Genomic DNA, 25,637 nt, shown 5'->3' on the forward strand with positions numbered 1-25,637 from the left:
AATAACCTCCGATTACATGCGGAAGACGCCGAAGCGGCTGTCTTCAATCGGTGCATTTAATGAAGCGGCAAGGCTCAATGCCAGAACTTCGCGCGTTTGTGCCGGGTCAATAATGCCATCGTCCCATAAGCGCGCTGACGCATAATAGGGGTGCCCCTGCTTATCGTACTGCTCAACAATGGGTTTTTTCAGCGCCTGTTCTTTCTCTTCACTTAAGCTTTCGCCTTTACGGGCTAAGTTGTCTTTAGTCACCTGCGCCATAACGCCTGCAGCTTGCTCACCGCCCATAACTGAGATACGGGCATTAGGCCACATGAACATCATGGTTGGGTCATAGGCGCGACCACACATGCCATAGTTACCGGCGCCGTAGCTGCCACCGATTAACACGGTAAACTTAGGTACTTTGGCACAGGAAACCGCCATCACCATTTTCGCGCCGTGCTTGGCAATGCCTTCGGCTTCGTATTTTTTACCGACCATAAAGCCGGTAATGTTTTGTAAGAACACCAGTGGAATTTTGCGCTGGGCGCAAAGCTCAATAAAGTGAGCGCCTTTTTGTGCCGATTCAGAGAACAAAATACCGTTGTTTGCGACAATGCCTACCGGGTAGCCGTCAATGCGGGCAAAGCCGGTCACCAATGTATTGCCATAATTGGCTTTAAATTCGTCAAAGTCTGAGTCATCGACAATGCGCGCAATCACTTCGTGTACATCATAAGGTTTACGCAAGTCAGTGCCGACAATGCCATACAGCTCTTTTGCGTCGTAACGCGGCGGTTTGGCTGGCTGGCGGTCGAGCTTAGTTGGTTCACCGCGGTTAAGGCGGGCTACTGAGCGACGCGCTAAGGCTAAAGCGTGTTCGTCGTTGTGAGCAAAATGATCCGCAACACCGGAGATGCGTGTGTGCACATCGGCACCGCCGAGCTCTTCGGCTGAGACTTCTTCACCTGTTGCAGCTTTAACTAACGGCGGACCCGCAAGGAAAATAGTGCCTTGCTCTTTTACAATGACGCTTTCATCGGCCATAGCCGGTACGTAAGCACCGCCTGCGGTACAAAGACCCATAACCACCGCAATTTGTGGAATGCCTTTGGCTGACATATTTGCCTGATTAAAGAAAATGCGACCAAAGTGTTCTTTGTCCGGGAATACTTCATCCTGACGGGGCAGATTAGCACCGCCAGAGTCCACCAGATAAATACAAGGCAGGTGGCAACGCTCGGCAATTTCCTGAGCGCGCAGGTGTTTTTTTACGGTTAGCGGGTAATAAGTACCGCCTTTAACGGTGGCGTCGTTGGCGATGATCATGCACTCAGTGCCTTCAACCTGACCAATACCGGCAACCACACCAGCAGAAGGAACGTAGTCTTCGTAACATTCCCAGGCCGCAAACTGACCTATTTCCAGAAACGGTGAACCCGCGTCCAGTAGTTTATTAATACGGTCGCGGGGCAATAACTTACCACGGGACAAATGGCGCTCCTGATACTTCGGACCGCCACCTTGATGAATTTTTGCCGCTTTTTCCTGCAGGTCGTTAACGACGGTCTGCATAGACTCGCTGTTAGCTGCAAATTGTGCATCGCGGGTGTTGATTTTACTGGATAAAATCGCCACGGCGTTGCCTCCTTATTATTTGGATTCAGTGAACAGTTCGCGGCCAATGAGCATACGGCGAATTTCTGACGTACCAGCACCGATTTCATAAAGCTTGGCGTCACGTAGCAGGCGTCCTGTGGGGTACTCGTTAATGTAGCCGTTACCGCCCAATAACTGAATAGCGTCCAGTGCTAGCTGAGTGGCTAATTCTGCGGCGTAAAGAATTGCTCCGGCGGCATCTTTACGAGTGGTCTCGCCACGGTCGCAAGATTGAGCCACGGCGTAAACGTAGGCACGCGCCGCATTGGTGCGAGTGTACATATCAGCAACTTTGCCCTGAATTAGCTGGAATTCGCCGATCTCTTTACCGAACTGTTTACGATCATGAATATAAGGTACGCATGTATCAAGGCAGGCCTGCATAATGCCTAAAGGACCCGCTGCAAGAACAGCGCGCTCGTAATCAAGGCCACTCATCAACACTTTAACGCCTTCGTTTAGCTCTCCCAGAATGTTTTCTTCGGGGACTTCGACGTCTTCGAAGACCAGTTCACAGGTATTTGAACCACGCATACCCAGTTTGTCGAGTTTTTGCGCCTGGCTGAATCCTGGTGTGTCTTTTTCAACGATAAAGGCCGTAATGCCCCGTGAGTTCTTCTCGGGTTCGGTTTTCGCGTAAATGACAAAGACATTAGCTTCCGGACCGTTAGTGATCCACATTTTATTACCGTTCAGAATGTACTTGTCGCCTTTCTTCTCTGCACGTAATTTCATGCTGACTACATCAGAACCGGCATTAGGTTCACTCATAGCTAAAGCACCAACGTGCTCACCGGTGCATAGTTTAGGCAAATACTTTTGTTTTTGTTCTTCGTTACCGTTGCGATGAATTTGGTTAACACAGAGGTTTGAATGGGCACCATAACTTAAGCCAACCGAGGCAGAAGCGCGGCTAATTTCTTCCATAGCAATAACATGTTCAAGGTAGCCCATGCCGGAACCACCATATTCTTCGGCAACGGTTAAGCCCAGCAGACCCATGTCGCCAAGTTTCTGCCATAAATCGCCGGGAAATTCATTTTTTTCATCAATTTCGGCGGCGCGTGGGGCTATTTCATCACGCGCGAAGGCATTAACCTGTTCACGGATCATATCGGCTGTTTCGCCGAGACCAAAGTTAAAGGTGGTATATTGACTGATCATAACGACTCCTGAGAATGAACTTCTGAAACTGACGACTGAATATTCTCGAGCTCGTCTTGGCAACGTTGCTCCAGACCACTGAGTTCGGTCAGTAACACATTAATATCTTCCATTTGTTGTTTGAGTGAGTGTTTTTTCTCACTGACCAGCTCAAGTACCTTTTCGAGCTGGGCCGCACTGCTATTATCCGCGTCGTAAAGTTCGAACAAACGACGGGTTTCGGCCAGTGAAAAACCGAGTCGTTTGCCGCGTAGAATCAGCTTTAAACGAACCCGGTCTTTGTTGGTATATATGCGCTGTTGCCCCTGGCGTCTGGGGGAAAGCAAGCCTTCGTCCTCATAAAAACGAATGCTGCGGGTGGTAATGTCAAATTCTTTTGCCAGTTCGCCAATACTGTAGGTCACTTTATTGTTCATCGGTACTTGCTTTTTGGTTGTCCTAAGATCTAAGCTTAGAGGAAGTTTACGTTAACGTAAAGTGCATTTGGAGGAAAAATGTCGAGCGATTCAATCGTTATAGTAGCGGCCAACCGTACGCCAATGGGCGGTTTTCAGGGCAGCTTAAGTGAAGTTACCGCCCCCAATTTGGGCGCAACCGCGATAAAAGCAGCGCTGAATAACAGCGGTTTAGCAGCCGATGATATTTCAGAAGTAATCATGGGCAATGTGTTACCTGCCGGTTTAGGTCAGGCACCAGCGCGTCAGGCAATGCTGCATGCGGATCTACCTCGCTCAACGGGCGCGACCACCATTAATAAAGTATGCGGCTCCGGATTGAAAGCTGCAATGATGGCGCACGATTTAATTAAAGCGGGCTCAGCAGACGTGGTACTGGCCGGTGGCATGGAAAGCATGTCGAATGCACCTTACATGCTGCCAAAAGGCCGCAGCGGTTATCGTATGGGGCACGGACAAGTGCTGGATCATATGATGCTGGACGGTTTGGAAGACGCCTACGAGCATAAAGCTATGGGGTGTTACGCACAGGACACCGCTGACGAATACGGTCTGGGTCGTGAAGCAATGGATGAGTTTGCCATTCATTCACTTACCAAAGCTCAGGCTGCTATTAAAGATGGCTTTTTTAAAGACGAAATCACCCCAGTTACATATTCTACTCGTAAAGGCGACGTCACTGTCGATACTGACGAGCAACCGGGTAAAGCGCGTCTGGACAAAATTCCTCAGTTGCGTGCGGCATTCAAAAAAGACGGCACCATTACTGCGGCTAATTCCAGTTCTATTTCTGATGGCGCAGCAGCACTTATTTTAATGCGTGAGAGCGATGCAAAGGCCAAAGGCCTGCAGCCGCTGGCGCGAGTTATGGGTCATACTACGCATTCTCAGGCGCCGTCTGAATTTACCGTTGCCCCAATTGGTGCAATGAATTCTTTGCTGAGTAAGCTGGACTGGACTAAAGACGACGTCGATTTATGGGAAATTAATGAAGCCTTTGCCATGGTTACCATGCTGGCTATTCAGCAAATGAAACTGGATCCGGCTAAAGTGAATGTGCATGGCGGAGCCTGTGCTTTAGGGCATCCTATTGGCGCAAGTGGTGCGCGGTTATTGGTTACTTTGCTGCATGCACTGAAACAAAAAGGCCAGAAACGGGGTATCACCTCACTGTGTATTGGTGGTGGTGAAGCCGTTGCTCTGGCCGTAGAAATGATCTAAAGCGTTGGTTAGCGGGCGGGTTTAAGTTTGTTAACCCGTCCTGCCAGCCATACGGCAAGAATAATAATAAGAGCGCCAATGCTTAACCGGGTATAGTCGAAAGACTGTTCCCAAAAAATGACATTAACCAAAATGCCCGCGGGAATTAACGCATTGTTCATGGTGGCCAGTTGCCCGGTATTGACTCGTTTACCGGAAAGGTTCCAACCAAGGTAACCAAGCCCGGAGGCAACAATACCGAGCCACAATAAAATGCCCCATTGAAGATTGGTGGTCGGCATTTTGGTTAAGTCGCCAAAGAATAAAACACCAAGGCCGGCGATAACACTGGCGCCAAAGAAAAAGGCGGCAAATTGCTGGCTTTGTTCTAAGGTTTTACCCGTGGGTAAACGTTTATAAGCAACTTGACCGGCGGCAAAGCACGCATTGGCTGCCTGAATTAAAAAGAAGCCGGTGATGAAATCATCGGACAAGGGTTGATAGCGAATGATGGCGGCGCCGCATACCGATACCGCAGCGGCTATCCACCATAACAGCGGCAGATGCTTGCGGTTAAGTATCAGCTCGTCAATTAGCGTTATGTAGAGTGGTGTAAAGATAGTGAACAAAAGCACTTCGGCAATGCTCAAATACAAAAACGCATGATAAAGAAACAAATACATGGCGCCAATTTGTACAGCGCCAATAACGGCCAGTTTAGCTAGTTGAGGTAGTTGCCCATTTTGTGGTGACAGATGCCTCCAGCGGAATAACGGCAAAACCGTTATTAAGGCTAAAACCATACGGATAAAGACAACAAGATAACCGTCAACCTGGCCGGCAAGATAAACGCCGATTAGCGAAAAGCTGGCGGCCCAAAGTAAAGTAATCAGAATTAAGAGGGTCACGTTAAGGCTCACTTAACTAAATTTAGCTCATCAATAGATGACAAAATAACACAATAAGAAGGTGAATTATGTCTAAGAAAGTGCCTCTGTATATAGATGGCGAATTTGTCGCCTCGAAGTCAGAACAGTGGATTCCTGTCACCAACCCGGCAACTCAGGAAGTTATCGCTCAAGTGCCAGTTGCTACTCAAAGCGAAATGGACGCAGCGGTTGAGAGTGCTCGTGAAGCTTTTAAAACCTGGAAAGAAGTGCCTGTTTCTGAGCGTGCTCGCGTAATGATGCGCTATCAGGCCTTGTTAAAAGAACATCAGGAAGAAATTGCAGAGACTCTGGCGCAAGAAACTGGTAAAACTTTTGAAGATGCCAAAGGTGATGTCTGGCGTGGTATAGAAGTGGTTGAACACGCAGCGAATATTCCTTCGTTATTAATGGGCGAGACAGTTGAAAACGTTGCTCGTAAAATTGATTCTTACAGCTACACTCAGCCATTAGGTGTTTGCGCTGGTATTACGCCGTTTAACTTTCCGGCGATGATCCCACTGTGGATGTTCCCGCTGGCCATTGCTTGTGGTAATACCTTCATTCTGAAGCCTTCCGAGCAAGATCCGTTAACGCCAACCCGTTTGGCTGAACTGTTCGAAGAAGCTGGCGCACCTAAAGGCGTACTGCAGGTATTGCACGGCAATAAAGAACAGGTCGATTTTCTGTTAGACCACCCGGACGTTCGTGCCTTGTCTTTTGTAGGCTCAGTGCCGGTTGCTGAATATATTTACCGCCGTGGTACGGAAAATGGTAAGCGTGTACAGGCTTTTGCTGGTGCGAAAAACCATTGCGTTATTATGCCTGACGCCAATAAACAGCAAGTCATCAATAATATGGTTGGCTCTTCTGTCGGTGCGGCGGGTCAACGTTGTATGGCTATTTCTGTCGCAGTATTTGTTGGCGCGGCAAAAGAGTGGATCCCTGAAATAGCGGAAGCTATTGCTAAGGTTCGTCCGGGCGCATGGAATGACGAAGGTGCCGCTTATGGCCCGGTTATTAGTCCACAAGCGAAAGAACGCGTTGAAGCTTTGATTACTCAGGGTGAGAAAGAAGGCGCTAAATTGCTGGTTGATGGTCGTAATTGCAAAGTTGACGGTCTGCCAAATGGTAACTGGGTTGGCCCAACAGTGTTCTCTAACGTAACGCCGGATATGGAAATCTATAAAACAGAAATTTTCGGTCCGGTATTGTGCGCCACAGAAGTGGACAGCCTTGAAGACGCTTTGGAATTGGTTAACAACAACCCTTACGGTAATGGTACTTCTATCTTTACCGCAAGTGGTGCCGCCGCGCGTAAATACCAGCACGAAGTTGAAGTGGGTCAGGTCGGTATCAACATTCCAATTCCGGTACCGCTGCCGTTCTTCTCATTTACTGGCTGGAAGCGTTCATTCTTTGGTGACCTTCACGCTTATGGTAAGCAGGGCGTTCGTTTCTACAGCGAAACTAAGACGGTAACGGCGCGTTGGTTTGAGAGCGACCTTGAAGATCCAGCAGGTCCGAACATGTCAATTAACCTGAGATAATAGGGGATAACGATGAATTTCGAATTGACAGAAGACCAGCAAGCCTTTGTGGATACTGCCAAAGCTTTTGCCGACAAAGAGCTGGCGCCTAATGCGGCTAAGTGGGACGAAGAGCATTATTTCCCCGTTGAAGTGTTCCGTAAAGCTGGTGAAATGGGCTTTATGGGCATGTATACGCCGGAAGAGGCTGGCGGCTTCGGAATGAGCCGTCTGGACTCAGCGCTTATTTTTGAGCAGCTGGCAGGTGGTTGTACCGCAACCACGGCCATGATGACCATTCATAACATGGTCACCTGGATGATTGGTTCTTTCGGCCAACAGTCAGTGATTGACCAGTGGGTGTCCGAGTTGGTTACCGGTGAGAAGCTTGGCTCTTACTGCCTGACCGAACCAGGCTCTGGTTCAGACGCTGCCAGCTTGCGTACCAGTGCGAAAAAAGACGGCGACGAGTACGTCTTAAATGGCTCTAAAATGTTCATCTCCGGTGCCGGTGAAACTGACGTTTTAGTGGTTATGGCTCGTACTGGCGAAGACGGACCTAAAGGCATTTCTGCCTTTGCTGTACCGGCGGACGCCAAAGGAGTTATTTACGGTAAAGCCGAAGATAAAATGGGCTGGAACGCCCAGCCAACCCGCTTAGTGACCTTTGAAGACGTTCGCATTCCGGCAGAAAACCTGCTGGGTAAAGAAGGCGAAGGCTTTAAGTTTGCCATGATGGGCTTAGACGGCGGACGCATTAACATTGCGGTATGTTCTGTGGGTACTGCGCAGGCGGCATTAAATACTGCCAAAGCTTATATGCAGGAACGTACGCAATTTGGTAAGCCCCTCGCGGCTTTTCAGGCGCTACAGTTTAAGTTAGCCGATATGGCGACTGAGCTGGTTGCAGCCCGTCAAATGGTGCGTCTGGCAGCCAGTAAAGTCGATAACAACGATGCTGATAAAACTACCTATTGTGCTATGGCAAAACAGTTTGCGACCGATGTTGGTTTTAAAGTGTGTAACGACGCACTGCAGCTGCACGGTGGTTATGGCTACATTAAAGAGTATCCGTTAGAGCGCCATGTGCGTGATGTTCGTGTGCACCAGATCCTGGAAGGCACAAACGAAGTTATGCGCATGATTATTGGACGTCGCATTCTGGCTGATAACGATCGCGAAATCTTGTAAGGAGATTCCATGCAAGACGTTGTACTTTTTGAAGAACTGAACGCCGGTGACAAAGTCATCGGCGTTGCTACGTTAAATTCCGAGAAATCATTGAATGCCCTAAGCCTGGCAATGGCTGAAAAGCTGTTACCGCAGCTGAAAAAATGGGCAGAAGATGACAAAGTTGCTTGTGTCTGGTTACAGGGTGCCGGTGAAAAAGCATTCTGTGCCGGTGGTGACATTGTGGCTATGTATAAAGCCATGCAGGCAGAGCCGGGCAAATTAGTGGAAGAAGTCGAAAACTTCTTCACCCAGGAATATCAACTGGACTACTTTATTCAGACCTTCCCTAAACCTCTTATTTGCTGGGGTGACGGCATTGTGATGGGCGGCGGTATGGGGCTAATGAATGGCGCCAGCCACCGTATTGTGACCGAACGTTCGTTACTGGCTATGCCAGAAGTGACTATTGGTTTGTACCCGGATGTTGGTGCGACCTACTTCCTTAATCGCATGCCACGAGGTTGCGGTTTGTTCTTAGGTATTACCGGCGCAACGATGAATGCGAACGATGCACTGTATCTGAACCTGGCCGATCACTTTGTTGGGCATGAGAGCAAAGAAAGCATTCTGAATAAGCTGAAAGAAGTTCAATGGGGCAATACCGAGGCTCTGAACAAACAAAAAGTGACGGACTTACTGAGTGACGTGGCAAGTAGTGACCCAACGGCATTACCCACGCCTCAGGTAGAACCGCATCAGAAGCTAATAACAGAGCTGACAACGGGCAATGATATCGGTGAAATTGTTGAACGTATTGTCAATGACGAAACTGATGATAAATGGCTAGCGCGGGCGCGTAAGAACCTGGCCAATGGTTGTCCGTTTACATCGCACCTGGTCTGGAACCAGTTGCAGCAAGGCTCTGACTTGTCTTTGGCTGACTGTTTCCGTTTAGAGCTAACCTTGTCCTGTAACTGTGCAGTTCGTGGTGACTTTGCGGAAGGTATTCGGGCACTGCTGATTGATAAAGATAAGAATCCACAATGGCAGCATAGCTCGGTAGCCGAAGTACCAGCGGAAGAGATTGATGCATTCTTTTTACCGCCCTGGGGCGAGCGAACGCATCCATTAGCCGATCTTGATAAATAAAACGAATTAACAAGAAGGAGTGCCTTTATGGCAACCGTAGGATTTATTGGACTGGGTAACATGGGTGGCCCAATGGCCAGCAATCTGGCAAAAGCCGGCCACAAGGTTAAGGCTTTTGACTTATCGGAAGAAGCACTTAAAGCGATAGTTGCTGACGGTGCACAGGCTGCGAAAACAGCAGCTGAAGCCATCGACGGAGCTGAATTTGTGGTGTCTATGCTGCCTGCAGACCGTCACGTAAAAGGCGTTTACCTTGGTGACGACGGCCTAATCAACAAGCTGAATAAAGATCAGCTCGTTATTGATTGCAGTACCATTTCTTCTGAAACCGCTATGTATGTGGGTGAACAGTTAGAGAAAGCTGGTATTGCCTTTATCGACGCTCCTGTTTCTGGCGGTGTTGGTGGCGCGAAAGCGGGTACCTTAACCTTTATTTGCGGTGGTACAGAAACTAACGTTGACCGGGCTCGTAGCGTGCTTAACGACATGGGCAAAAATGTTTTCCGCGCCGGTGATGTCGGTGCCGGACAGATTGCAAAAATCTGTAATAACATGTTGTTGTCAGTATTAATGGTGGGTACTTCTGAAGCTCTGCAATTAGGTAAGGCTAACGGGTTGGACCCGAAAGTTTTATCGGAAATTATGCTGGCAAGCTCGGGTAGTAATTGGACATTACAGGTATATAATCCGTGCCCAGGGGTAATGGACAACGTGCCTTCAAGTAACGACTACCAAGGCGGCTTTCTGGTTGACTTAATGGCTAAAGATTTAGGTCTGGCGCAACAAACCGCATTAGAAAGTGGTGCCGCAACGCCTATGGGATCACTGACTCGCAACCTTTACCACAGCTGGTCTGAGCAAGGCCATGGTCGCCAGGACTTTTCCAGTATTTTTAATTATGTGGCACCTAAGTCACAGAAGTAACCTAAGAATTGGGGAAACACATGCAAATTAAAGACAGTGTCATTGTTATTACCGGTGGTGCTCAGGGGCTGGGCCTTGCGATGGCTGAAGATTTCGCCAGACAAGGTGCCAAACTTGCGCTTATTGATATTAACGGCGACGTATTAGGTGAAGCTCAGGAGCAATGCGAAAAGCTGGGCGCAGCCAAAGTGGTTGGTTATGAAGTTGATATCACCGACGAAGAGTCGGTAGAAACCGTATTTGAGCAAATTCAGCAAGAGTTTGATGGCATTGATGTGCTGGTGAACAACGCAGGCCTATTGCGTGACGGCTTGCTGATCAAATTCAAAGACGGCGAACTGAAACAGAAAATGCCTTTACAACAGTTCCAGTCGGTACTGGATGTGAATCTCACCGGTACCTTCTTATGCGGCCGTGAAGCCGCGGCACAGATGGTAAAAGCCGGTAAGAAAGGCGTTATCATCAATATTTCCAGCGTCGCGCGTGCTGGCAACATGGGACAGACAAACTATTCCGCAACCAAAGCTGGTGTGGTTGCCATGACAGTCACCTGGGCTCGTGAATTGGGTCGTTACGGCATTCGCTGCGGTGCCATTGCGCCGGGTTTTATTGAAACTCCAATGACGGCACAGATGAAACCTGAAGCGGTTGATCGCGCGTTGTCTATGGTTCCGCTAAAACGCTGGGGCCAGCCCAATGAAATTGCCCACAGTGCGCGCTACATTATTGAAAATGACTTCTTCAGCGGCCGTGTGGTCGAAATTGACGGCGGCGTTCGGTTGTAAGTCACATTAGATAAAGTAATGATAAATAGCCGAACAAAGGGCGTCTCTGTTATAGTGGTGGTTATATACTAAACAGAGACGCTTTTTAGTTAATGGCATGCGGAAATTACCTCCCTTAAACGCACTTAAATCATTTGAAGTGGCAGCGCGTCACCTCAGTTTTACCAAAGCAGCCGAAGAGTTATTTGTGACCCAGGCGGCCGTCAGTCACCAGGTAAAAGCGTTAGAAGACTTTCTTGAGCTTAAGCTTTTTATTCGACGTAACCGCTCGCTGTTGCTGACCGAAGAAGGGCAGGAATACTACTTAGAATTACGGGATATTTTTGAGCAACTGGCGCAGGCTACCGATAAACTTCGGCTAGTGTCTGAGCGTGGGGCTTTGACCGTGTCGGTTCCGCCCAGTTTCGCTATTTTATGGTTTGTTCCGCGGCTCAGTAGTTTTCGCGAAGAACATCCGGATATGGACATTCGTATTAAAGCTGTGGATGAAATCAGTGGTTCGTTAACCGATGACGTGGATGTTGCTATTTACTATGGCGATGGCCGTTGGCCCGGCGTAAAGGCTTACCAGCTACACGAAGAGTATTTGTGGCCGGTTTGTTCGCCGTTGTTACTGAACAAAGCGAATATCAAAGAGCCGATAGATTTATTCAAGCAAACTTTGCTGCACGACGAAACCCGTAATGCCTGGAAGGACTGGTTTCAGTTGGTGGGATTACCTCAGTATAAAGGCGATAACGGACCGGTATTCAGTCATTCGAGCCTGGCTTTACAGGCGGCGGTCCACGGGCAGGGCATTGCATTAGCCAATAATGTGCTGGTGAAGTCTGAAATTGACAGTGGCCACCTGGTTCGTATTTTCCCTCAGGCTTTGCAGCGGAATAAAGCGTTTTATCTGGTTTGTCGTGACAATCAGGCGGAGATAGGTAAAATCGCGACCTTCCGTCAGTGGTTGCTAAACTTGGTTCAAAAAGAAGAGCAAGAGTTTAACCAATAATGCGTTATCAACAACAGAACCCGGAAGGAGCCTTCCGCATCGTGTTTTTGCACGGTTCAGGAGGCGGTCCCGACACAGCTTTTATGGATTTCTTTGCGGAGCAGGGCATAGCGCTTGGCGCAGAGCTTGTGCGTCCGGACTTTCCTTATTGGGAAAAGGTTCGAGAAACCGGGAAACCCCGGCCGCCGAATAAAATGCAGGCATTGCTCGATGCGATCGATGAACTATTGAGCGAATTACAGCAAGATAATAAGCCGTTAGTTTTGATGGGTAAGTCATTAGGAAGCCGGGTGATGTTGCGTTTAGCCGATAAATACGGCGCGAAAGCAGTAATTGCTTTGGGGTTTCCGTTCCATCCGCCGCAAAAACCTGAGAAGTCACGCCTTGAAGAATTAGAAATGACGCAGGCGCCCGGTCTTATTTTGCAGGGAACACGGGACCCGTTCAGTAAACCGCTTTTAAAAAGAGCGGAGCAGGGGCAAAGCGTGGAGTTGCCGCATAACTGGCAGTTGCAGTGGCTAGAGGGTGCCGATCACGGTTTTGCCGCCACAAAAGCCAAAGCGGAGAATACGCCTAAGCTTTGGCAACAGGCCGCAGATGCCATTAAGGAGTTTATTCAATGAGTCAGATATTTTTAATTGTGGCCGCCATTTTAGGCGGTACCGGCGTTATGTTGGGCGCTTTTGCTTCGCACGGTTTAAAATCGAAATTAAGCGAGAGTTTGCTGAGCGCTTTTGAGACCGGAGTCACTTATCAATTTTATCACGCGTTGGCACTGTTTGTTTTAGCGCTTTGGTTAAAGCAGTCACAGTCAGTCTGGTTTGTTGTCAGTGGTTATTTGTGGCTGGCGGGCGTGGTTTTATTTTCCGGCAGTTTGTATGCCTTAGCGCTTACCGGTGTTAAATGGTTTGGACCTATAACGCCCATTGGCGGGGTATTATTTATTGCTGGCTGGGTCAGTTTATTAGTTGGCGCAATAAAGTTAGGAGCAGGTAGTTAATGAGTGAAATTGTTAACGGCAGAGGTAGTGGCATTGTATTGCTGTGTCGTGCAGGGTTCGAAGGTGATTGCGCGGCTGAAATTCAGGATAAAACCGCGGAACTGGGTGTTTATGGTTATTGCCAGACACAACCCGAGCAAGCTTACGTTACCTATCATTGCCAGCACGAAGAAGCAGAGCATATTGCCCGTAAACTGACGCTGAAAGACCTGGTCTTTGCGCGCGAAATGTTTGCCTTGCTGGGGCCTGTTAAAGTGGCCGGTATTGAAGACCGTGCCAGCGAAGTCATTAAGGTATTAAAACCTCATCAGGAAACGTTCGGTTTAGCCGGTGAGTTACGGGTGGGAACTCCAGATACTAATGAAGCTAACCAGCTATCCAAATTCTGCCGAAAATTCAGCGTGCCGCTGCGTCAGGCGTTGCGTAAAGAAGAGCTTTTAAGTAATAAGCCGCTAGCTAAACGACCGATGCTGCATGTGTTATTCGTCAACCCGGCGCATGCCTTGGTGGGCTATTCATACAGCTATAACCAAACCTTACACAACGGTGGTATTGTGCGTTTGCGTATGTCAAAAGAGGCACCAAGCCGTTCAACGTTAAAACTGGATGAAGCCTTTCAGGTATTTGTACCTGAAAACGAACATGAAAAACGTGTTCACTCGGGCATGAAGGCGGTAGATCTTGGTGCAGCGCCGGGAGGCTGGACTTATCAGCTGGTTCGCCGCGGTATGATGGTGCAAGCGGTTGATAACGGCCCGATGGCTGAGTCCTTAATGGAAACCGGGCAGGTTAAGCACATTCAGGAAGACGGCTTTAAATTTCGTCCGAAACGCAAAAATGTTACCTGGCTGGTGTGCGATATGGTTGAAAAACCCGCACGTGTCGGCGAGCTGATGACCAGTTGGTTACTCGAAGGTGACTGTGAAGAAGCCATCTTTAACCTTAAGTTACCAATGCGTCAGCGCTATGCCGCAGTTAAAGGCTACCTGGATCAGATTAAAGAACAACTACAAACCGAGGGGACTAAGCCGTTTGAAATTCAGGCCAAGCACCTTTACCACGACCGTGAAGAAATTACCGTACACTTGCGCTGGCTGCCCCGCAGCTAGCTTTAATGGCATAGCCTGAGTTCATTCATGGCTATGCCTTTCGCCTTAAAGACGCTCAATAACTGCCTGAGTAAAATCAGTGGTACCGTGCGAACCGCCTAAATCACGAGTGGTACGGTCACCACTGGAAATCACGTCTTCTAGTGCTTTGGTGATTTTTTCGGCTTGCTCTTGCATGCCCAAGTATTCCAGCATCTGAATTGACGCTAAGATAACTGAGGTTGGGTTTGCCAGGTTTTTACCGGCAATATCCGGGGCTGAGCCGTGTACAGCTTCGAAAATGGCGCAGTCTTTACCAATGTTAGCGCCGGGTGCCATACCTAAGCCGCCGACCAAACCTGCGCACAGGTCTGACAGGATATCGCCAAACAGGTTGGTGGTAACAATAACGTCAAACTCTTCAGGGTTCATAACTAAGCGCATGCAGGCCGCATCAACAATCATTTCTGTTGATTCAATGTCCGGATACTCTTCCGCAATTTCACGCGCTACTTTTAAGAATAGACCAGAAGTGGACTTCAGAATATTGGCTTTATGCACTGCGGTGACTTTCTTACGGCCTTCGCGGCGTGCGGTTTCATAGGCGAAACGGACAATCCGCTCAGCGCCTTCACGGGTAATTTTGCTGACTGCTTCTGCTTCATTACCGTCTTCAGACACTTTTTGGCCTAAGCCGGAATACATACCTTCGGTATTTTCACGAATGGTAATAATATCAATGTTTTCGTAGCGCGCTTGGGTGCCGGTAAAAGACAAAACAGGGCGTACGTTAGCATATAGCGAAAAGTGTTTACGCAGGCTGACATTAATAGAGGTGAAGCCTTCGCCAACCGGAGTAGTCAGTGGACCTTTTAATGTAACACCGTTACGTTCAATCGCATCAAGAGTATTTTGAGGTAATAACTCTCCGGTTTTTTCCAAAGCAGTCAGACCAGCGTCGACGTATTCATATTCAAAGTCACAACCTGCTTTATCAAGAATGGCTGTTGCAGACTCGACAATATCCGGGCCGATGCCGTCACCTGGAATAACTGTGATAGTTCTACTCATGAATTGATTCCTTTAAACCGTGTTACAACAAAAACAGGAACGGTAATTCTACCATTGCCGCGCTAATACTGACTAGCAAAGCATTATTCAGCCAGTGAATATAGGTTATAACGGTGAGTAACAGTGACTTTCAAAAGCCGATTTAGCTTTAATTCGGGTCAGTTGCTCACTGTTTATTTGCAGTTGCTGACAATAAGACTTTAGCATCGATTTTACTGAACTGCTTAACGACACCTCTGGATAATAAGTGCTTAGCGTTAAATAGTGGGCTAAGAAAAATAGTGCACTTAATTTGCTGGTCTCGGCTTTATCGGGGTTTAATAAATTTTCGGTAGCCGGAGGCAATTGCCAGCGCTTAACTAATTGTCGACTGCGGCGAAAGTCACTGATATCCAGTGCAGAGCCAACCCAACTTGTGCTATAGCAGTGTTCTATTTCTCGCGGACGGGGCCACTTCGCTGATTTAAGCAGCTCTGGGTGACGAAAAAGATCGGAGCCTGAAAGTAGGGCAAGTAGCGGAGCCGGGGTTGGCAGGCTAACGCCGGTTTCTGCCGATAAGTGCTGTAGCGTTGTGGTCAGTAAGCCGAGCTTTTGCATCAATGCGTTATGCAGAGGAATTGTATTTAATGAAAATTGGTGTTGTAAAAAAGCGGTCGCAAGAATAACTGAAGCTCGTTTAGAGCCTAGCCATAAATAAGACTGTTTCAAGTCCATACGGCTGGCTTCGCTGTAGCCAATGCGTTCGCTCTGATGCACGGCGGCATGAAGGCTGCTGGCTAAAAAAGGCAGTTGGTTAATTTGCTGAATTACTGCGTTTAAGGCGCCACTGGCATTGGCGTAACGGTTTATTGCCCGTAACAGTTGTCTGGGCGTTTGTTGTGTTGTGCTTGTTTGCTCTTGTTTTAGCAACCGATGCTGAGCCAGTGCGCTCATTTGTTCCTGTGTCAGAGGTTTGTCGTTAACTTGCCAATTTTGTGTTTCGTCCGGGCTGACATAAAACGGGCTGTCCAGCTTATGTAATAGAGCCAGAACTTGGTGCTTTCCTTCATAACCTAAAAGTACCGCGGTCTGCTGGTTTTTGTGATGTGAAAACTTTTGACCAGTGAGTCTTACCGGAAGCGCATTCTGCTGATTTAAAAGCGTCCAGAAGCGATAGCGGAATTCGCTGTTCAATAAGGGGAAAAAAGCTTGAGTAGGCTCACAGCGTTGCAGCTGAACCTGAGTTAAGGCGTTAACCCAGTAGCGAAAAAAGACAATATCAGCGGATTTTAGGGTTAGAGGCTCTAAAGCCGAAAGCCACAGGGGCTGCCTTAAATGAAGTTGCTTCCAGTAGTTCGGGTCTGGGTTGAGCTTTTCACTGACGCAAGCGGCGGCCAGAATTCGGCGATAATGTGAGTGCAAAGACCATTGGTAACCGCAATGCAGCGCGTTCACACAAACCGCGAGTAACTCACTTATTAGCTGATTATTGTCCTGAGCATGTTGCTGAGCGTAAAGGGGAAGCAGTTCAGGCCAGCGGTTTTGCTGGTATTCTTCATCAATAAACTGAACCAGACGATAAAGCTGACGAACGTCGTGTTGTTTTAGTAAACTTGCCGCTTTTTCACAACACTCGGTCAGTTCTCTCATTCTCGCCTCTGATAATTCTGATAGTCACGATAAGAGTCGTTACCCCAGGCGATAAGCTTATTATCGCGAAAAACCAAAGGGGTACATTCATCTTTAGTCGTGATTCCGTCAGAAGTCACGTGATGAGTTCGATAAAACAGAACTTGCATGTCACCTTCAGATGACGCTTTCGCTTCAGTTATGTCTGGTGAGCCTAAAACTCGAATAACACTGTCTTTTGACATACCCAGATCAAATTGACCAATTTGTCTGGCGTTGTAGGTCTCTCGTTCCTGCCACTGTAAATCAGCAGGATCAGCCTGATAAAGCATCAGCACTGCTCCTACTATAGCTAGATAAGAAACAGCGCCAATGGCGAGTATGACAAAGACTTTATTTTTCATAAATCCTTCAGTCAGTAACAACCTTATAACAAGGATGATACACCGAACCTGGTAATTTCATACGCCCTTGTTCGACGAATGCTCTTAACAATACGTCCAGTCGTTTCATTAACTCTTTTTCACCGTGAATGGTAAATACGCCTTTTTCTCTAATTTGGCGAATGCCACCATCTTTCACATTGCCGGCAACAATAGCTGAGAATGCGCGGCGTAAGTCCGCTGCTAACTCTTCTTTAGGCTGTTCCGGGTGCAGGTTCAGTGACGCCACATTTTCGTGAGTCGGGTAGAACGGGCGTTGGAAGTTTTCATCAATAAACAAGGTCCAGTTAAAGTAGTAAGCGTCACCAGAATCACGGCGGTATTGTTTTACGGCTGCCATGCCTGCGTGCATGTGCTGCGCAACACCTGATGGATCAGCAATAATAATACGGTAAAAGCCGCGAGCCTCTTCACCCAGAGTTTCGACAATAAAGGTATCCAGCGCATCAAAGTAATCTTTAGACGCTTCAGGGCCCGTCAATATAACTGGTAAGCTTTGTTGTTGGTTTTTCGGGTGCATCAGTATGCCAAGAAGATACAGCAGTTCTTCAGCCGTACCCGCGCCACCTGGGAAAATAACGATGCCGTGCGCACAGCGAACAAAAGCTTCCAGGCGTTTTTCAATATCGGGCAAAATAACCAGTTCGTTAACGATAGGATTAGGTGGCTCGGCAGCGATAATGCCAGGCTCAGTAAGGCCCAGGTAACGACCACCACTAATACGCTGTTTAGCATGACCAATGGTCGCGCCTTTCATAGGGCCTTTCATGGCACCCGGACCACACCCGGTACAGATATTTAAGCCACGCAAACCCAACTGATAACCCACTTCTTTAGTGTATTTATACTCAGCTTCGTTAATCGAGTGACCACCCCAGCAAACAACCATATCGGGCTCTTGCATGGCCTGAATAGTACGGGCGTTGCGTAAAATATCGAACACCACGTGGGTTAGGGTAGCGCTGTCGGCGTCTTTCAGTTCTTCTTCTGAGTAGCGCTCTCCGGTAAAGAGAATATCGCGCAATACGGATTCCAGTAACTCACGAATACCGACAATGAGTTCGCCATCAACAAAAGCTTCCGCCGGCGGTTCAATCAACTCAATTTTAATACCGCGCTCTTTGCGGATAATATTAACGGAGAAATCTTTATACTTATCGTAAATTTCAGCGCTGCTGTCGGTATTACTTCCGGCATTTAGGACCGCGAGACAGCAGTTGCGAAATAATTTATAAAGTTGGCTGTTTGAGGATTGCTTTAAACGTTCTATTTCCAGTTGTGACAAAAGAGACATAGTGCCTCTTGGAGAAATGCTTGCTCTCATTATTTTTCCATACTCCTGTAATAACGATGACTCGGCGTCATCCTTGTGCCGGCGGTGATCCTCAGCGTTGGTTTCTATTTTGCTGTGATGACTTTGTTGCGCCCGCTATTTTTTGCTTCATAGAGCGCCTTATCGGCTCTTTCAAAAACCGCCAGCGGTGTATCTTCATTGTATTTAAATTCGGCTATTCCCGCGGAAATAGTAATGCGTATATCGTCGGTTTTAAATTTAAACGGGATATTAGCCACTTTCTCCCGCGTATTCTCGATATGTTGATAGGCACTTTGTCCATCAGAACAGAATATGATAGCAAACTCTTCGCCACCATAGCGACAAACAAAAGCTGATTCTCGTAACGATTTGCTAAGAGTACCTGCGATAACTTGTAAGGTCTTGTCGCCGGCAATGTGGCCGAAGCTATCATTAATATTCTTAAAATGATCAACATCGATAATGGCTATACTCAGCGGGGTTTCATCGTTGACCCAACGCTGGAATTCCAGGTTTAAGCGCTCATCAAAAGCAGAGCGGTTAGGCAGCTTGGTCAGGTTGTCCTGTAAGCTGCGGAACTTTTGTTTAGCCAGCTCCTGCTTGTAATGTAAAACCTGCTCTTCGGTTTCACGGAGTTTCTGCTCCATGGCCTGTGTGTTGCTATGGAAACTTTGACGTTCTTCGTCATGCAACTTTAGGTGCTGATTTAAAGTTTCACCTAAACGGTGTAGCTGCAAACCTACCGATTCTTTTAAATCGTTCAGTTCATACGCGTCAGTGACACAAGCTTTTATCTCGGAGACGCCACTTTTTAGTTGTTGGTTCAGGTGCAGTCGCTGGTCGGCAAAGTCCGCAGAATGACTTATGGTTTTACCTAATACACTTTGAACAGACTCTAAAGAAGCATTTAATTGTTGCAGAAATAGTTGTGCTGAGCGGCGTTCATCGTTGATGTTGTTAAACACCAGCCGCATAACCTTCAAGGTTATAGCTAACAAGGTTTCGTTAGTTTGCGGCTTTTGTAAAGCTACTTTTACTTGCTGCAAGGTGTCAGCAGCATTTCCCAGAAATTCGACTTCGCTGAGTAAATCAAGCAATTGACTTTGATATTGAGCTACTTGGGTTTCTGTCTGAGTACCTTGCTGCTGGTAGGAAAGTGCCAGTAATTGGTTTACTAATGGCAAATAATGAGAAACCGTCATTGTTGGTTGCTCGAATTCATTTGCTATTTTTTGTAGCTGGCTTCTGCCACTGCTATCACGTGGCTTAATAGACTGTAATGCCAGTTGGATACTTTCGTTGGTTTCTTTCAGCAGCGTTTGCATACGAACGGTATGCTGAGAAATTACCTCACCCACTTGTTGCATCATGGGCTCTAGAACCGCAGCGGACGCATTTTGCTGCAGGTGACCGCGTAATTTATGCAGTAAACCGTCTAACTCACTATCAACACCATTTAATGCCAGACAAAGGTCGTTCACAAAGTTTGAGTAACGTTGCGAATCGCGCAGATAGTCGTCTTCTATCTGTTTACGCGACTGGATGCTCTGTCGTAGCTTCTTGCTAAGGTGCTGAACCTGCTCTTGCGGTGTTTCCGGTATTGCCAATGCTCACCTACCAAATGTTGAAGTCAATACGCATAATACGAAAAATAATCCCATAAAGTCTAACCTATCTGAATTTATTTTCTATTGGTGAATTGTGGTAGTCTTTGAACAAGTTAACTAACAAATAAAGCGAAACTAACGGAGATAAACTGTGCGCAAGAGCTTATTAGCTGTTGGTGTTATGTTGGCACCTTCCATTGTATTGGCAAATACCGATTATAAAATTGATTTAACGCAACCTGAGCACCACAAAGGCGAAGTGTCTATAACCTTCCCGGCCAGTGACGCTAAGTTTCTGGATGTAAAAATGCCAGCCTGGAGAACAGGTTATTATCGCATTTTGAATCTCGCTAATGGCGTCCGTGACTTTGATGCTCAGAGCAACGGGGAAGAACTTCGCTGGGAAAAGGTCGATAAGAGCACCTGGCGCGTTTACTTACCTGAAGACAGCGGTGAAGTAACCGTTGACTACGAAATTTACGCCAATCAACTTGGGCGTCGCAGTCGGCATATCGATGATACTCATGCTTATTTAGATGCATCCGCTGTCTTTATGTATGCCGACGCCTGGCGTAATGAGCCGGTGTCCGTTTCTCTGGATGTCCCGGGCGAGTGGAAGAGTTACTCCGGTATGGAGAGAGACGGGGCACACCAGTTCTCTGCCGCAAACTGGGACGTCTTAGTTGATTCGCCCATAGAAACGGGCATTAACAAACACTATGAATTCACTCAGGATGATCGCGATTATGAAGTCGTATTCTGGGGCGAGGGTAACTACGACGCTGAAAAAACGGTCGAAGACTTACAAAAGTTGGTGACTACCGGTGACTCGATTTGGAGCAGTTATCCATTTGAGCGTTATGTTTTCATGATCCACGCGACGACTGGCGCGGGTGGTGCGACTGAGCACAAAAACTCGACGATTATCCAGCGCCCCAGATACAGCTTTGCCAGTCGCGATGATTATCTGTCGTTTATGTCCACAGCGTCACACGAGTTTGTGCATACATGGAACGTGAAGGCTTATCGTCCGGACGGGCTGGTGCCATACGATTACCAAAAAGAAAACTACACAGATTTGTTCTGGATTGCGGAAGGTTCCACCAGCTACTTCCAGAATCACTTGCTATTACAGGCAGGGATTATGGAGCCGTCTGAATATTTTGAACGAGTGGCAACGGGTATCGACCGTTATAGAGCCAAACCGGGTCGGGAGGTGATGTCAGTAGCAGAAGCCTCGTTCGAAGCCTGGATTGATCAATACGGAGACCGGGCGCATAACGATTCCGTTAATATTTATTCGGAAGGTGCTCTGGTGTCCTGGATGCTGGACAGCGAGCTGTTAAAAGCAACCGATGGGAAAGTTAGCTACCGCGACGTGCATAACGCGTTGTATCAGCGCTTCGATGCCGACGAGCAGGGCTTCACTTCAGCCGACGTGCTAACTATTTTGAAAGATTTAACCGGTGAGTCCTGGCAGGACTGGTGGCAAGAAAATGTTGAAAGTCCGGTTGCAGACATTCCGTTTGAGAGCATGCTGAAGCAGGTGGGTTTAGAGCTGGTTTACGAGCAGGGCAAGAAAGAAGACGAGGATGAATCCGAAGCTGAGAAAGTTTGGGCTGGCTGGAGTGCCAGTGAAGCCAGCGGTGGTATGGAGTTGACCCGGGTTAGTAAGGGCAGTCCCGCCTGGGAAGCGGGCTTTACGCCGGGCGATGTCATTGTTGCTTACGACGGACACACCGTAGTTGATGGTCGCTTTAAAGAAGCTTTTGCTGAATATAAAGCGGGTGATTCAATTGAAGTGACATTCTTCCGTCGCGACCAGTTGCACAAGAAAACCTTAACGGTGCAACCAACCCCTGCAACCGATGCGAAAATTGAACCATTAGACGAGCCTACGGCTGAACAGAAAGCTCGTTTTCTGCAATGGTTACAAATTCCGCACCCTAACGCTTAAAATCCGTTATTGTCGGGCCATGCGTTGCATTTGCAGCGCTGGCTCGAAGTCGGAACGAAATGGATTTATGTCCAGACCGCCACGACGTGTGTAACGGGCATAAACCGTCAACTTTTTCATTCCTAGTGCTTTCAAGTCCTGATAAATGCGCTCGACGCATTGCTCGTGGAATTCGTTATGACGTCTGAATGAGACCAGATAAGCCAGCAGCGCAGCGCGATCCAACTTCGGCCCCTGATAATGAATGTAAACCGAACCCCAATCGGGTTGATTGGTTATCAGGCAGTTCGATTTTAACAGATGACTGTGCAGTGCTTCTTCTGTTTCATGTTGTTCTGTAGCAAGCAGTGATGGCTGATAGTCGTAATGCGAAATACTGATGTTCTGATCATCTATGCAATGACCCGGGAAAGTCGCCACAGATTCACCTTCCAGCTCGGATAACTGTTTCAGCTTGACTTTAACCGGCGTTCCAGCACAAGCGGAAAGATCGGTTTCCATCAGTTGTTGCACATACTCCCAAGTGTCAAAACGCGAGTCATTGAAGCTGTTTAAATAAAGCTTAAAGGATTTGGATTCGATCAGGTTAGGGCTTTCAGCTGGCACTGCAAAATACCCCACCGCAACCTGTGGGAGTCCGTTTGCATTTAACCAGGAGATTTCATAACCGGTCCATAAATCAACACCCGAAAAAGGAAGCTTATCTTTAAGCCCTATAGGTTCCCGATTCAGTGAGCGGGGGACTGGCTGCAGCTGCTTCGGGTCATATTCATTCGGATAGTCGGTGTGCTGACCCAGTGATAAATGGTCTAGTGCGTCCTTCTTTGGCATTTAAGTCGCTCCGTAAGTACAATGGCCGTATTGTAAATTTTCTGAGGTGTAAGTACCAGATGAAGACGTTAGAAGAATCAATAGATGCACTAATGACACGCTATAAGGAAAATGTTCCTGTGCGCTATACCGAGTATGTAGAAGAGTGGAATAGCCCAATTTACGGAACTGTGATTGATGAGAATACGGTTGAGTGGACGCCGTGCCGGCAACCCGAAGCGTTAAACTTTGATGATCTTGAGAGTGCTCTGGAAATGAGTTTCCATCAGAGTATTAAAACTTTGTTTGGCCGCTGGTATGCAGGAGACCTTGCGCTTGATTATCAGGGGCACACAATTAGTTTGCTACAGACGCAGAGTGCAGAAGACGGTGAACGTTTATTAGAGAATATTACTGGTCACATTTTAATGAAGCGTCGTTTGAAACAGCCTGAAACGGTCTTTATTGGTTTAGGTAGCGAGGATGACGGCTTGTTGGTAACCATAGATAACCAAAGTGGTGCGGTTGGACTCGAATGGGTAGGTAAGGAACAACACGACGTTCTGTCTGATTCATTGGCGGCCTGGCTTGATAATTGTCAGCCTCAAGTTGAGACTGATAAAAACTCTTGATGAGAGTCTTGCCTGAATGGCGGATAAATGACTCTCGACAGAATTCCGAAAAATGGTTAAGTTGGTGTTATGAAAAACTAACAATTGGCTATTCATTATGCAGGGTCTGACAGAAAAAACGGAAAACGAAATTGATGAAGCAGGTGAAAACAGCAATGAGCATGTTCAGGGCGAGCTGGTTTACCTTGTTGCTGAAGATCTGAAATTAGCGGCCTCGCTTTTGTTCCAGACGTATTACGATGATGAATTACTGCAAAAGATTTTCCGGTCAGACAAACCTGACTACGATAAGCGTTTACGGGCGGCTATCCGCGAAGACTTAAACGCTTTCTGGGAAAGCGGACAGCCTATTATTGGTATTAGAGATGGTGGCACACTACTAGGTGTCGCGTGTCTTACCCGTCCTGGTAAAAGCTTTGGTCCCGGACGTTTCTGGCATTGGCGAATAAGCATGTTATTAACGGCTGGTTTTTTGAGTACTAAGCAGGTACTTGAAAAGGAACGCTTAATTCAGGAAGCGATGCCTGATGTGCCTTACCATATGCTGGCATTTATTGCGGTAGCACCACAGTATCAGTCGCAGGGAGTGGGGCATTTACTTGTTGAAGCTGCCAAAGCGGTTTTTGAGGAAGACCCGGAATCACAAGGGATAGCCGTTTACGTGACTCGTTCGGATTATCAGGCTTTCTTTAAAAAGCGCGGCTATCGCATTCAAGCTCAGATAGAAGTGGAAAAGCTGCCAGGTGAAGTTCTGTTCTACCAACGGCAGCCTGATTAAATTATTGCGCGGGAATTCGAAACGGCGGTAGCTCAACACCTACCAAACGCTGGTTATGAAGGGTTAAGTCGCCTTCATAACGAGTTTCGCCGTCGCTACTAAAGCCCATTTTAAAAGTACTACGCCAGCCCGGCTGGCTGCCTTTAAAAGACCAGCGCGTGTCCTCGCGACGAATATCTAAAAACTGAAGCCCCTGCTGCTTACAGTAAAATACTGCATGTTTTTGTGCGCTTTCTGACTGTTGGCGGTGTTGCCAAAACACCCATATTGCGGTTGCCAGCGCCAGTAAAACAATGACATCGAGTAAATTCATCAGCTTCCCTGAGTCTGTTGTTTTAATCGGTTTAATGCTTCATTAACCGCCGCAGACTGTTTTTGTTGAGCAATAATAGATAACAGTAACGGACGTATGTCCGGCAGGGCAATAATATCCTGGAATAAGGCATCAAACAGTGAATTATCAAGCTCTGCTATGGCGTCTAAGTAGCGCAACAAATTTTGCTCTTCGCAAAGCACGGGCCATAAACGCGCAGCAATAACAACGAGCTGATCGGCATTGGCATGTGGAACCAGCTTGTTTACTGCCTTTTTTACCCGAGGATGAGCTGAAGCGGAGGCCAGCGCACGCAAACTGTCAGTGCATAGTTGAGCATTACTGCTCTCGAGGTTTTGCAGAAGAGCGTCTCTTACCGGTGGCGTCAGGCTTTGTTGCTCAAGCGCAACCGCCAACGGCTGGCGCACCGCACTCGGATAATGAGAGAAATGCGTTGCTATGGCTTTGCTCAGTTCCGGCAATTGCTCTAACCGGGCAGCGCAGTCATGTAACCCCTGCAAGCCCATTTGTTGCCAGTCTATGCCGCTTTCAGGCTGCTTTAAATACGCTTCCGCCGTTTCAAAATGTATAGACGGCGACAACTTTTGCTGGCGCTGAACCCGGGCATGCAAAGCCGCGCGCTGTTGCTCATTCGGCGTTAATAAATACGGGTTTTGTTGCAGCTGCTTTTGCTGCTCTTCGGTCATTTCTCCGGTTATTTCATGGCCCAATGCATTGACCACATACTCCAGGTATTGATTACGTGCGGCTATATTTAAAAGACCGCGCTCGTCCAACGGAAATTGCAAAAACCAAATAAAAGGCTGTTGGTCATGTTGTTTATGCTGGAACAGTATTGCCAATTGAGCTTGCCGCGCAATGGGGTAGGGGTACGGACGCTGTTGTTGCTCAATGGCTGCAAACTCTTCTTGAGACAGCTCCGTCAGGCATCTGCCAATATCAAAAATTTTGTATTCGGCTTGGCCGGCTTGCAAAAACTCACCCAAGGTGGTGATGGTCGGTGCTGACACAGGCGCTCCCTTTTTGCTTGAATTTTAAGGCGTATTAAATC

Annotated in this window: 25 protein-coding genes; 13 read left to right on the forward strand and 12 right to left on the reverse strand. The window is 47.6% G+C overall.

The genetic code is table 11. The annotated features are described in order from the left end of the window. Positions 1-12 precede the first annotated feature (12 nt). Genes B2U97_RS09665 through B2U97_RS09675 form a run of 3 tightly spaced genes read right to left on the reverse strand, consistent with a single transcriptional unit; the run spans position 13 to position 3,221 of the window. Positions 13-1,620 carry a carboxyl transferase domain-containing protein gene (locus B2U97_RS09665; protein ID WP_011234126.1) on the reverse strand — a complete coding sequence of 536 codons (1,608 nt, stop codon included), beginning with the start codon at positions 1,618-1,620 and terminating at the stop codon, positions 13-15. Positions 1,621-1,635: 15 nt separating this feature from the next. Next, the gene (locus B2U97_RS09670; RefSeq protein WP_011234125.1) at positions 1,636-2,805 is read right to left on the reverse strand and encodes an isovaleryl-CoA dehydrogenase; all 1,170 of its coding nucleotides are present in this window, start codon (positions 2,803-2,805) and stop codon (positions 1,636-1,638) included. Then, positions 2,802-3,221 carry a MerR family transcriptional regulator gene (locus B2U97_RS09675; protein ID WP_011234124.1) on the reverse strand — a complete coding sequence of 140 codons (420 nt, stop codon included), beginning with the start codon at positions 3,219-3,221 and terminating at the stop codon, positions 2,802-2,804. Before B2U97_RS09675 ends, B2U97_RS09670 begins: the two co-directional genes overlap by 4 nt. Positions 3,222-3,299: 78 nt before the next feature. Between B2U97_RS09675 and B2U97_RS09680 the strand changes: the two genes are divergently transcribed. After that, positions 3,300-4,481, forward strand: a complete 1,182-nt coding sequence (locus B2U97_RS09680; RefSeq protein ID WP_011234123.1) for an acetyl-CoA C-acyltransferase — start codon at positions 3,300-3,302, stop codon at positions 4,479-4,481. 8 nt (positions 4,482-4,489) lie between these two features. Here B2U97_RS09680 and B2U97_RS09685 read toward each other — a convergent pair whose 3' ends face one another. After that, complete coding sequence (locus B2U97_RS09685) at positions 4,490-5,368, reverse strand: EamA family transporter (protein WP_011234122.1); 879 nt, start codon at positions 5,366-5,368, stop codon at positions 4,490-4,492. A 68-nt stretch (positions 5,369-5,436) separates the two neighbouring features. Here B2U97_RS09685 and B2U97_RS09690 point away from each other — a divergent pair, with 68 nt between their 5' ends. The 9 genes from B2U97_RS09690 (at position 5,437) to rlmM (ending at position 14,052) form a co-directional block, all read left to right on the forward strand. Then, a complete protein-coding gene (locus tag B2U97_RS09690) occupies positions 5,437-6,936 on the forward strand; it encodes a CoA-acylating methylmalonate-semialdehyde dehydrogenase (protein ID WP_011234121.1) in 1,500 nt (499 codons plus the stop codon). Positions 6,937-6,948: 12 nt separating this feature from the next. Next, a complete protein-coding gene (locus B2U97_RS09695) occupies positions 6,949-8,106 on the forward strand; it encodes an acyl-CoA dehydrogenase family protein (protein WP_011234120.1) in 1,158 nt (385 codons plus the stop codon). 9 nt (positions 8,107-8,115) lie between these two features. Continuing rightward, a complete protein-coding gene (locus tag B2U97_RS09700) occupies positions 8,116-9,237 on the forward strand; it encodes an enoyl-CoA hydratase/isomerase family protein (RefSeq protein WP_110012548.1) in 1,122 nt (373 codons plus the stop codon). A gap of 27 nt (positions 9,238-9,264) precedes the next feature. After that, positions 9,265-10,161, forward strand: a complete 897-nt coding sequence (gene mmsB / locus B2U97_RS09705) for a 3-hydroxyisobutyrate dehydrogenase (protein WP_011234118.1) — start codon at positions 9,265-9,267, stop codon at positions 10,159-10,161. 20 nt (positions 10,162-10,181) lie between these two features. Next, positions 10,182-10,946: an SDR family oxidoreductase gene (locus B2U97_RS09710; protein WP_011234117.1), complete on the forward strand. Its 765-nt coding sequence runs from the start codon at positions 10,182-10,184 to the stop codon at positions 10,944-10,946. Between the two features lie 97 nt (positions 10,947-11,043). Beyond that, positions 11,044-11,943 (forward strand): transcriptional regulator GcvA, encoded by a 900-nt coding sequence (locus tag B2U97_RS09715; RefSeq protein ID WP_011234116.1) that lies wholly within the window; start codon positions 11,044-11,046, stop codon positions 11,941-11,943. Next, a complete protein-coding gene (locus B2U97_RS09720) occupies positions 11,943-12,566 on the forward strand; it encodes an alpha/beta fold hydrolase (protein ID WP_011234115.1) in 624 nt (207 codons plus the stop codon). Before B2U97_RS09715 ends, B2U97_RS09720 begins: the two co-directional genes overlap by 1 nt. Then, positions 12,563-12,943, forward strand: coding sequence for a DUF423 domain-containing protein (locus B2U97_RS09725; protein ID WP_011234114.1), 381 nt, complete (start codon positions 12,563-12,565; stop codon positions 12,941-12,943). The genes B2U97_RS09720 and B2U97_RS09725 overlap by 4 nt, the downstream gene beginning before the upstream one ends. Continuing rightward, positions 12,943-14,052, forward strand: coding sequence for a 23S rRNA (cytidine(2498)-2'-O)-methyltransferase RlmM (gene rlmM / locus B2U97_RS09730; RefSeq protein ID WP_011234113.1), 1,110 nt, complete (start codon positions 12,943-12,945; stop codon positions 14,050-14,052). Before B2U97_RS09725 ends, rlmM begins: the two co-directional genes overlap by 1 nt. A gap of 45 nt (positions 14,053-14,097) precedes the next feature. On the opposite strand, the gene B2U97_RS09735 is transcribed toward rlmM, so the two are convergent. The 5 genes from B2U97_RS09735 to B2U97_RS09755 all read right to left on the reverse strand — a co-directional run bounded on the left by B2U97_RS09735 (position 14,098) and on the right by B2U97_RS09755 (position 20,075). Further along, positions 14,098-15,102, reverse strand: coding sequence for an isocitrate dehydrogenase (locus B2U97_RS09735; protein ID WP_011234112.1), 1,005 nt, complete (start codon positions 15,100-15,102; stop codon positions 14,098-14,100). Positions 15,103-15,207: 105 nt separating this feature from the next. Continuing rightward, positions 15,208-16,731 carry a hypothetical protein gene (locus B2U97_RS09740; protein WP_011234111.1) on the reverse strand — a complete coding sequence of 508 codons (1,524 nt, stop codon included), beginning with the start codon at positions 16,729-16,731 and terminating at the stop codon, positions 15,208-15,210. Then, the gene (locus tag B2U97_RS09745; protein ID WP_011234110.1) at positions 16,728-17,114 is read right to left on the reverse strand and encodes a DUF3192 domain-containing protein; all 387 of its coding nucleotides are present in this window, start codon (positions 17,112-17,114) and stop codon (positions 16,728-16,730) included. The genes B2U97_RS09740 and B2U97_RS09745 overlap by 4 nt, the downstream gene beginning before the upstream one ends. A 7-nt stretch (positions 17,115-17,121) precedes the next feature. Continuing rightward, positions 17,122-18,477 (reverse strand): nucleotide 5'-monophosphate nucleosidase PpnN, encoded by a 1,356-nt coding sequence (ppnN, locus tag B2U97_RS09750; RefSeq protein ID WP_011234109.1) that lies wholly within the window; start codon positions 18,475-18,477, stop codon positions 17,122-17,124. 74 nt (positions 18,478-18,551) lie between these two features. Next, entirely contained in the window at positions 18,552-20,075 is a 1,524-nt protein-coding gene (locus tag B2U97_RS09755; RefSeq protein WP_011234108.1) for a GGDEF domain-containing protein, read from the reverse strand. 151 nt (positions 20,076-20,226) lie between these two features. Between B2U97_RS09755 and B2U97_RS09760 the strand changes: the two genes are divergently transcribed. After that, entirely contained in the window at positions 20,227-22,032 is a 1,806-nt protein-coding gene (locus B2U97_RS09760) for a M61 family metallopeptidase (RefSeq protein WP_011234107.1), read from the forward strand. Between the two features lie 6 nt (positions 22,033-22,038). Here the strand turns inward: B2U97_RS09760 and queF are convergent, their stop codons facing one another. After that, on the reverse strand, positions 22,039-22,863 hold the full coding sequence (gene queF, locus B2U97_RS09765; RefSeq protein WP_011234106.1) for an NADPH-dependent 7-cyano-7-deazaguanine reductase QueF: 825 nt from the start codon (positions 22,861-22,863) through the stop codon (positions 22,039-22,041). Between the two features lie 59 nt (positions 22,864-22,922). Between queF and syd the strand changes: the two genes are divergently transcribed. Continuing rightward, positions 22,923-23,474, forward strand: coding sequence for a SecY-interacting protein (gene syd, locus B2U97_RS09770; protein WP_011234105.1), 552 nt, complete (start codon positions 22,923-22,925; stop codon positions 23,472-23,474). 97 nt (positions 23,475-23,571) lie between these two features. Further along, positions 23,572-24,252 carry a GNAT family N-acetyltransferase gene (locus B2U97_RS09775; RefSeq protein ID WP_011234104.1) on the forward strand — a complete coding sequence of 227 codons (681 nt, stop codon included), beginning with the start codon at positions 23,572-23,574 and terminating at the stop codon, positions 24,250-24,252. Position 24,253: 1 nt separating this feature from the next. On the opposite strand, the gene B2U97_RS09780 is transcribed toward B2U97_RS09775, so the two are convergent. Together B2U97_RS09780 and B2U97_RS09785 are read right to left on the reverse strand one after the other, a co-directional pair. Further along, positions 24,254-24,565, reverse strand: coding sequence for a DUF3301 domain-containing protein (locus tag B2U97_RS09780; protein WP_011234103.1), 312 nt, complete (start codon positions 24,563-24,565; stop codon positions 24,254-24,256). Further along, the gene (locus B2U97_RS09785) at positions 24,565-25,596 is read right to left on the reverse strand and encodes a DUF3549 family protein (protein ID WP_011234102.1); all 1,032 of its coding nucleotides are present in this window, start codon (positions 25,594-25,596) and stop codon (positions 24,565-24,567) included. The genes B2U97_RS09780 and B2U97_RS09785 overlap by 1 nt, the downstream gene beginning before the upstream one ends. Positions 25,597-25,637 lie beyond the last annotated feature (41 nt).

The sequence above is a fragment of the Idiomarina sp. UBA3176 genome, assembly GCF_002364295.1.
Taxonomy (GTDB): Bacteria; Pseudomonadota; Gammaproteobacteria; order Enterobacterales; family Alteromonadaceae; genus Idiomarina; species Idiomarina loihiensis.

What these genes read in the sequence shown, in the direction of transcription:
- B2U97_RS09670 (WP_011234125.1), bottom strand. Translation starts at nt 2,805, where the DNA reads ATGATCAGTCAATATACCACCTTTAACTTTGGTCTCGGCGAAACAGCC.
- B2U97_RS09675 (WP_011234124.1), bottom strand. Translation starts at nt 3,221, where the DNA reads ATGAACAATAAAGTGACCTACAGTATTGGCGAACTGGCAAAAGAATTT.
- B2U97_RS09680 (WP_011234123.1), top strand. Translation starts at nt 3,300, where the DNA reads ATGTCGAGCGATTCAATCGTTATAGTAGCGGCCAACCGTACGCCAATG.
- B2U97_RS09690 (WP_011234121.1), top strand. Translation starts at nt 5,437, where the DNA reads ATGTCTAAGAAAGTGCCTCTGTATATAGATGGCGAATTTGTCGCCTCG.
- B2U97_RS09695 (WP_011234120.1), top strand. Translation starts at nt 6,949, where the DNA reads ATGAATTTCGAATTGACAGAAGACCAGCAAGCCTTTGTGGATACTGCC.
- B2U97_RS09700 (WP_110012548.1), top strand. Translation starts at nt 8,116, where the DNA reads ATGCAAGACGTTGTACTTTTTGAAGAACTGAACGCCGGTGACAAAGTC.
- mmsB (WP_011234118.1), top strand. Translation starts at nt 9,265, where the DNA reads ATGGCAACCGTAGGATTTATTGGACTGGGTAACATGGGTGGCCCAATG.
- B2U97_RS09710 (WP_011234117.1), top strand. Translation starts at nt 10,182, where the DNA reads ATGCAAATTAAAGACAGTGTCATTGTTATTACCGGTGGTGCTCAGGGG.
- B2U97_RS09715 (WP_011234116.1), top strand. Translation starts at nt 11,044, where the DNA reads ATGCGGAAATTACCTCCCTTAAACGCACTTAAATCATTTGAAGTGGCA.
- B2U97_RS09720 (WP_011234115.1), top strand. Translation starts at nt 11,943, where the DNA reads ATGCGTTATCAACAACAGAACCCGGAAGGAGCCTTCCGCATCGTGTTT.
- B2U97_RS09725 (WP_011234114.1), top strand. Translation starts at nt 12,563, where the DNA reads ATGAGTCAGATATTTTTAATTGTGGCCGCCATTTTAGGCGGTACCGGC.
- rlmM (WP_011234113.1), top strand. Translation starts at nt 12,943, where the DNA reads ATGAGTGAAATTGTTAACGGCAGAGGTAGTGGCATTGTATTGCTGTGT.
- B2U97_RS09735 (WP_011234112.1), bottom strand. Translation starts at nt 15,102, where the DNA reads ATGAGTAGAACTATCACAGTTATTCCAGGTGACGGCATCGGCCCGGAT.
- B2U97_RS09740 (WP_011234111.1), bottom strand. Translation starts at nt 16,731, where the DNA reads ATGAGAGAACTGACCGAGTGTTGTGAAAAAGCGGCAAGTTTACTAAAA.
- B2U97_RS09745 (WP_011234110.1), bottom strand. Translation starts at nt 17,114, where the DNA reads ATGAAAAATAAAGTCTTTGTCATACTCGCCATTGGCGCTGTTTCTTAT.
- ppnN (WP_011234109.1), bottom strand. Translation starts at nt 18,477, where the DNA reads ATGAGAGCAAGCATTTCTCCAAGAGGCACTATGTCTCTTTTGTCACAA.
- queF (WP_011234106.1), bottom strand. Translation starts at nt 22,863, where the DNA reads ATGCCAAAGAAGGACGCACTAGACCATTTATCACTGGGTCAGCACACC.
- syd (WP_011234105.1), top strand. Translation starts at nt 22,923, where the DNA reads ATGAAGACGTTAGAAGAATCAATAGATGCACTAATGACACGCTATAAG.
- B2U97_RS09775 (WP_011234104.1), top strand. Translation starts at nt 23,572, where the DNA reads ATGCAGGGTCTGACAGAAAAAACGGAAAACGAAATTGATGAAGCAGGT.
- B2U97_RS09780 (WP_011234103.1), bottom strand. Translation starts at nt 24,565, where the DNA reads ATGAATTTACTCGATGTCATTGTTTTACTGGCGCTGGCAACCGCAATA.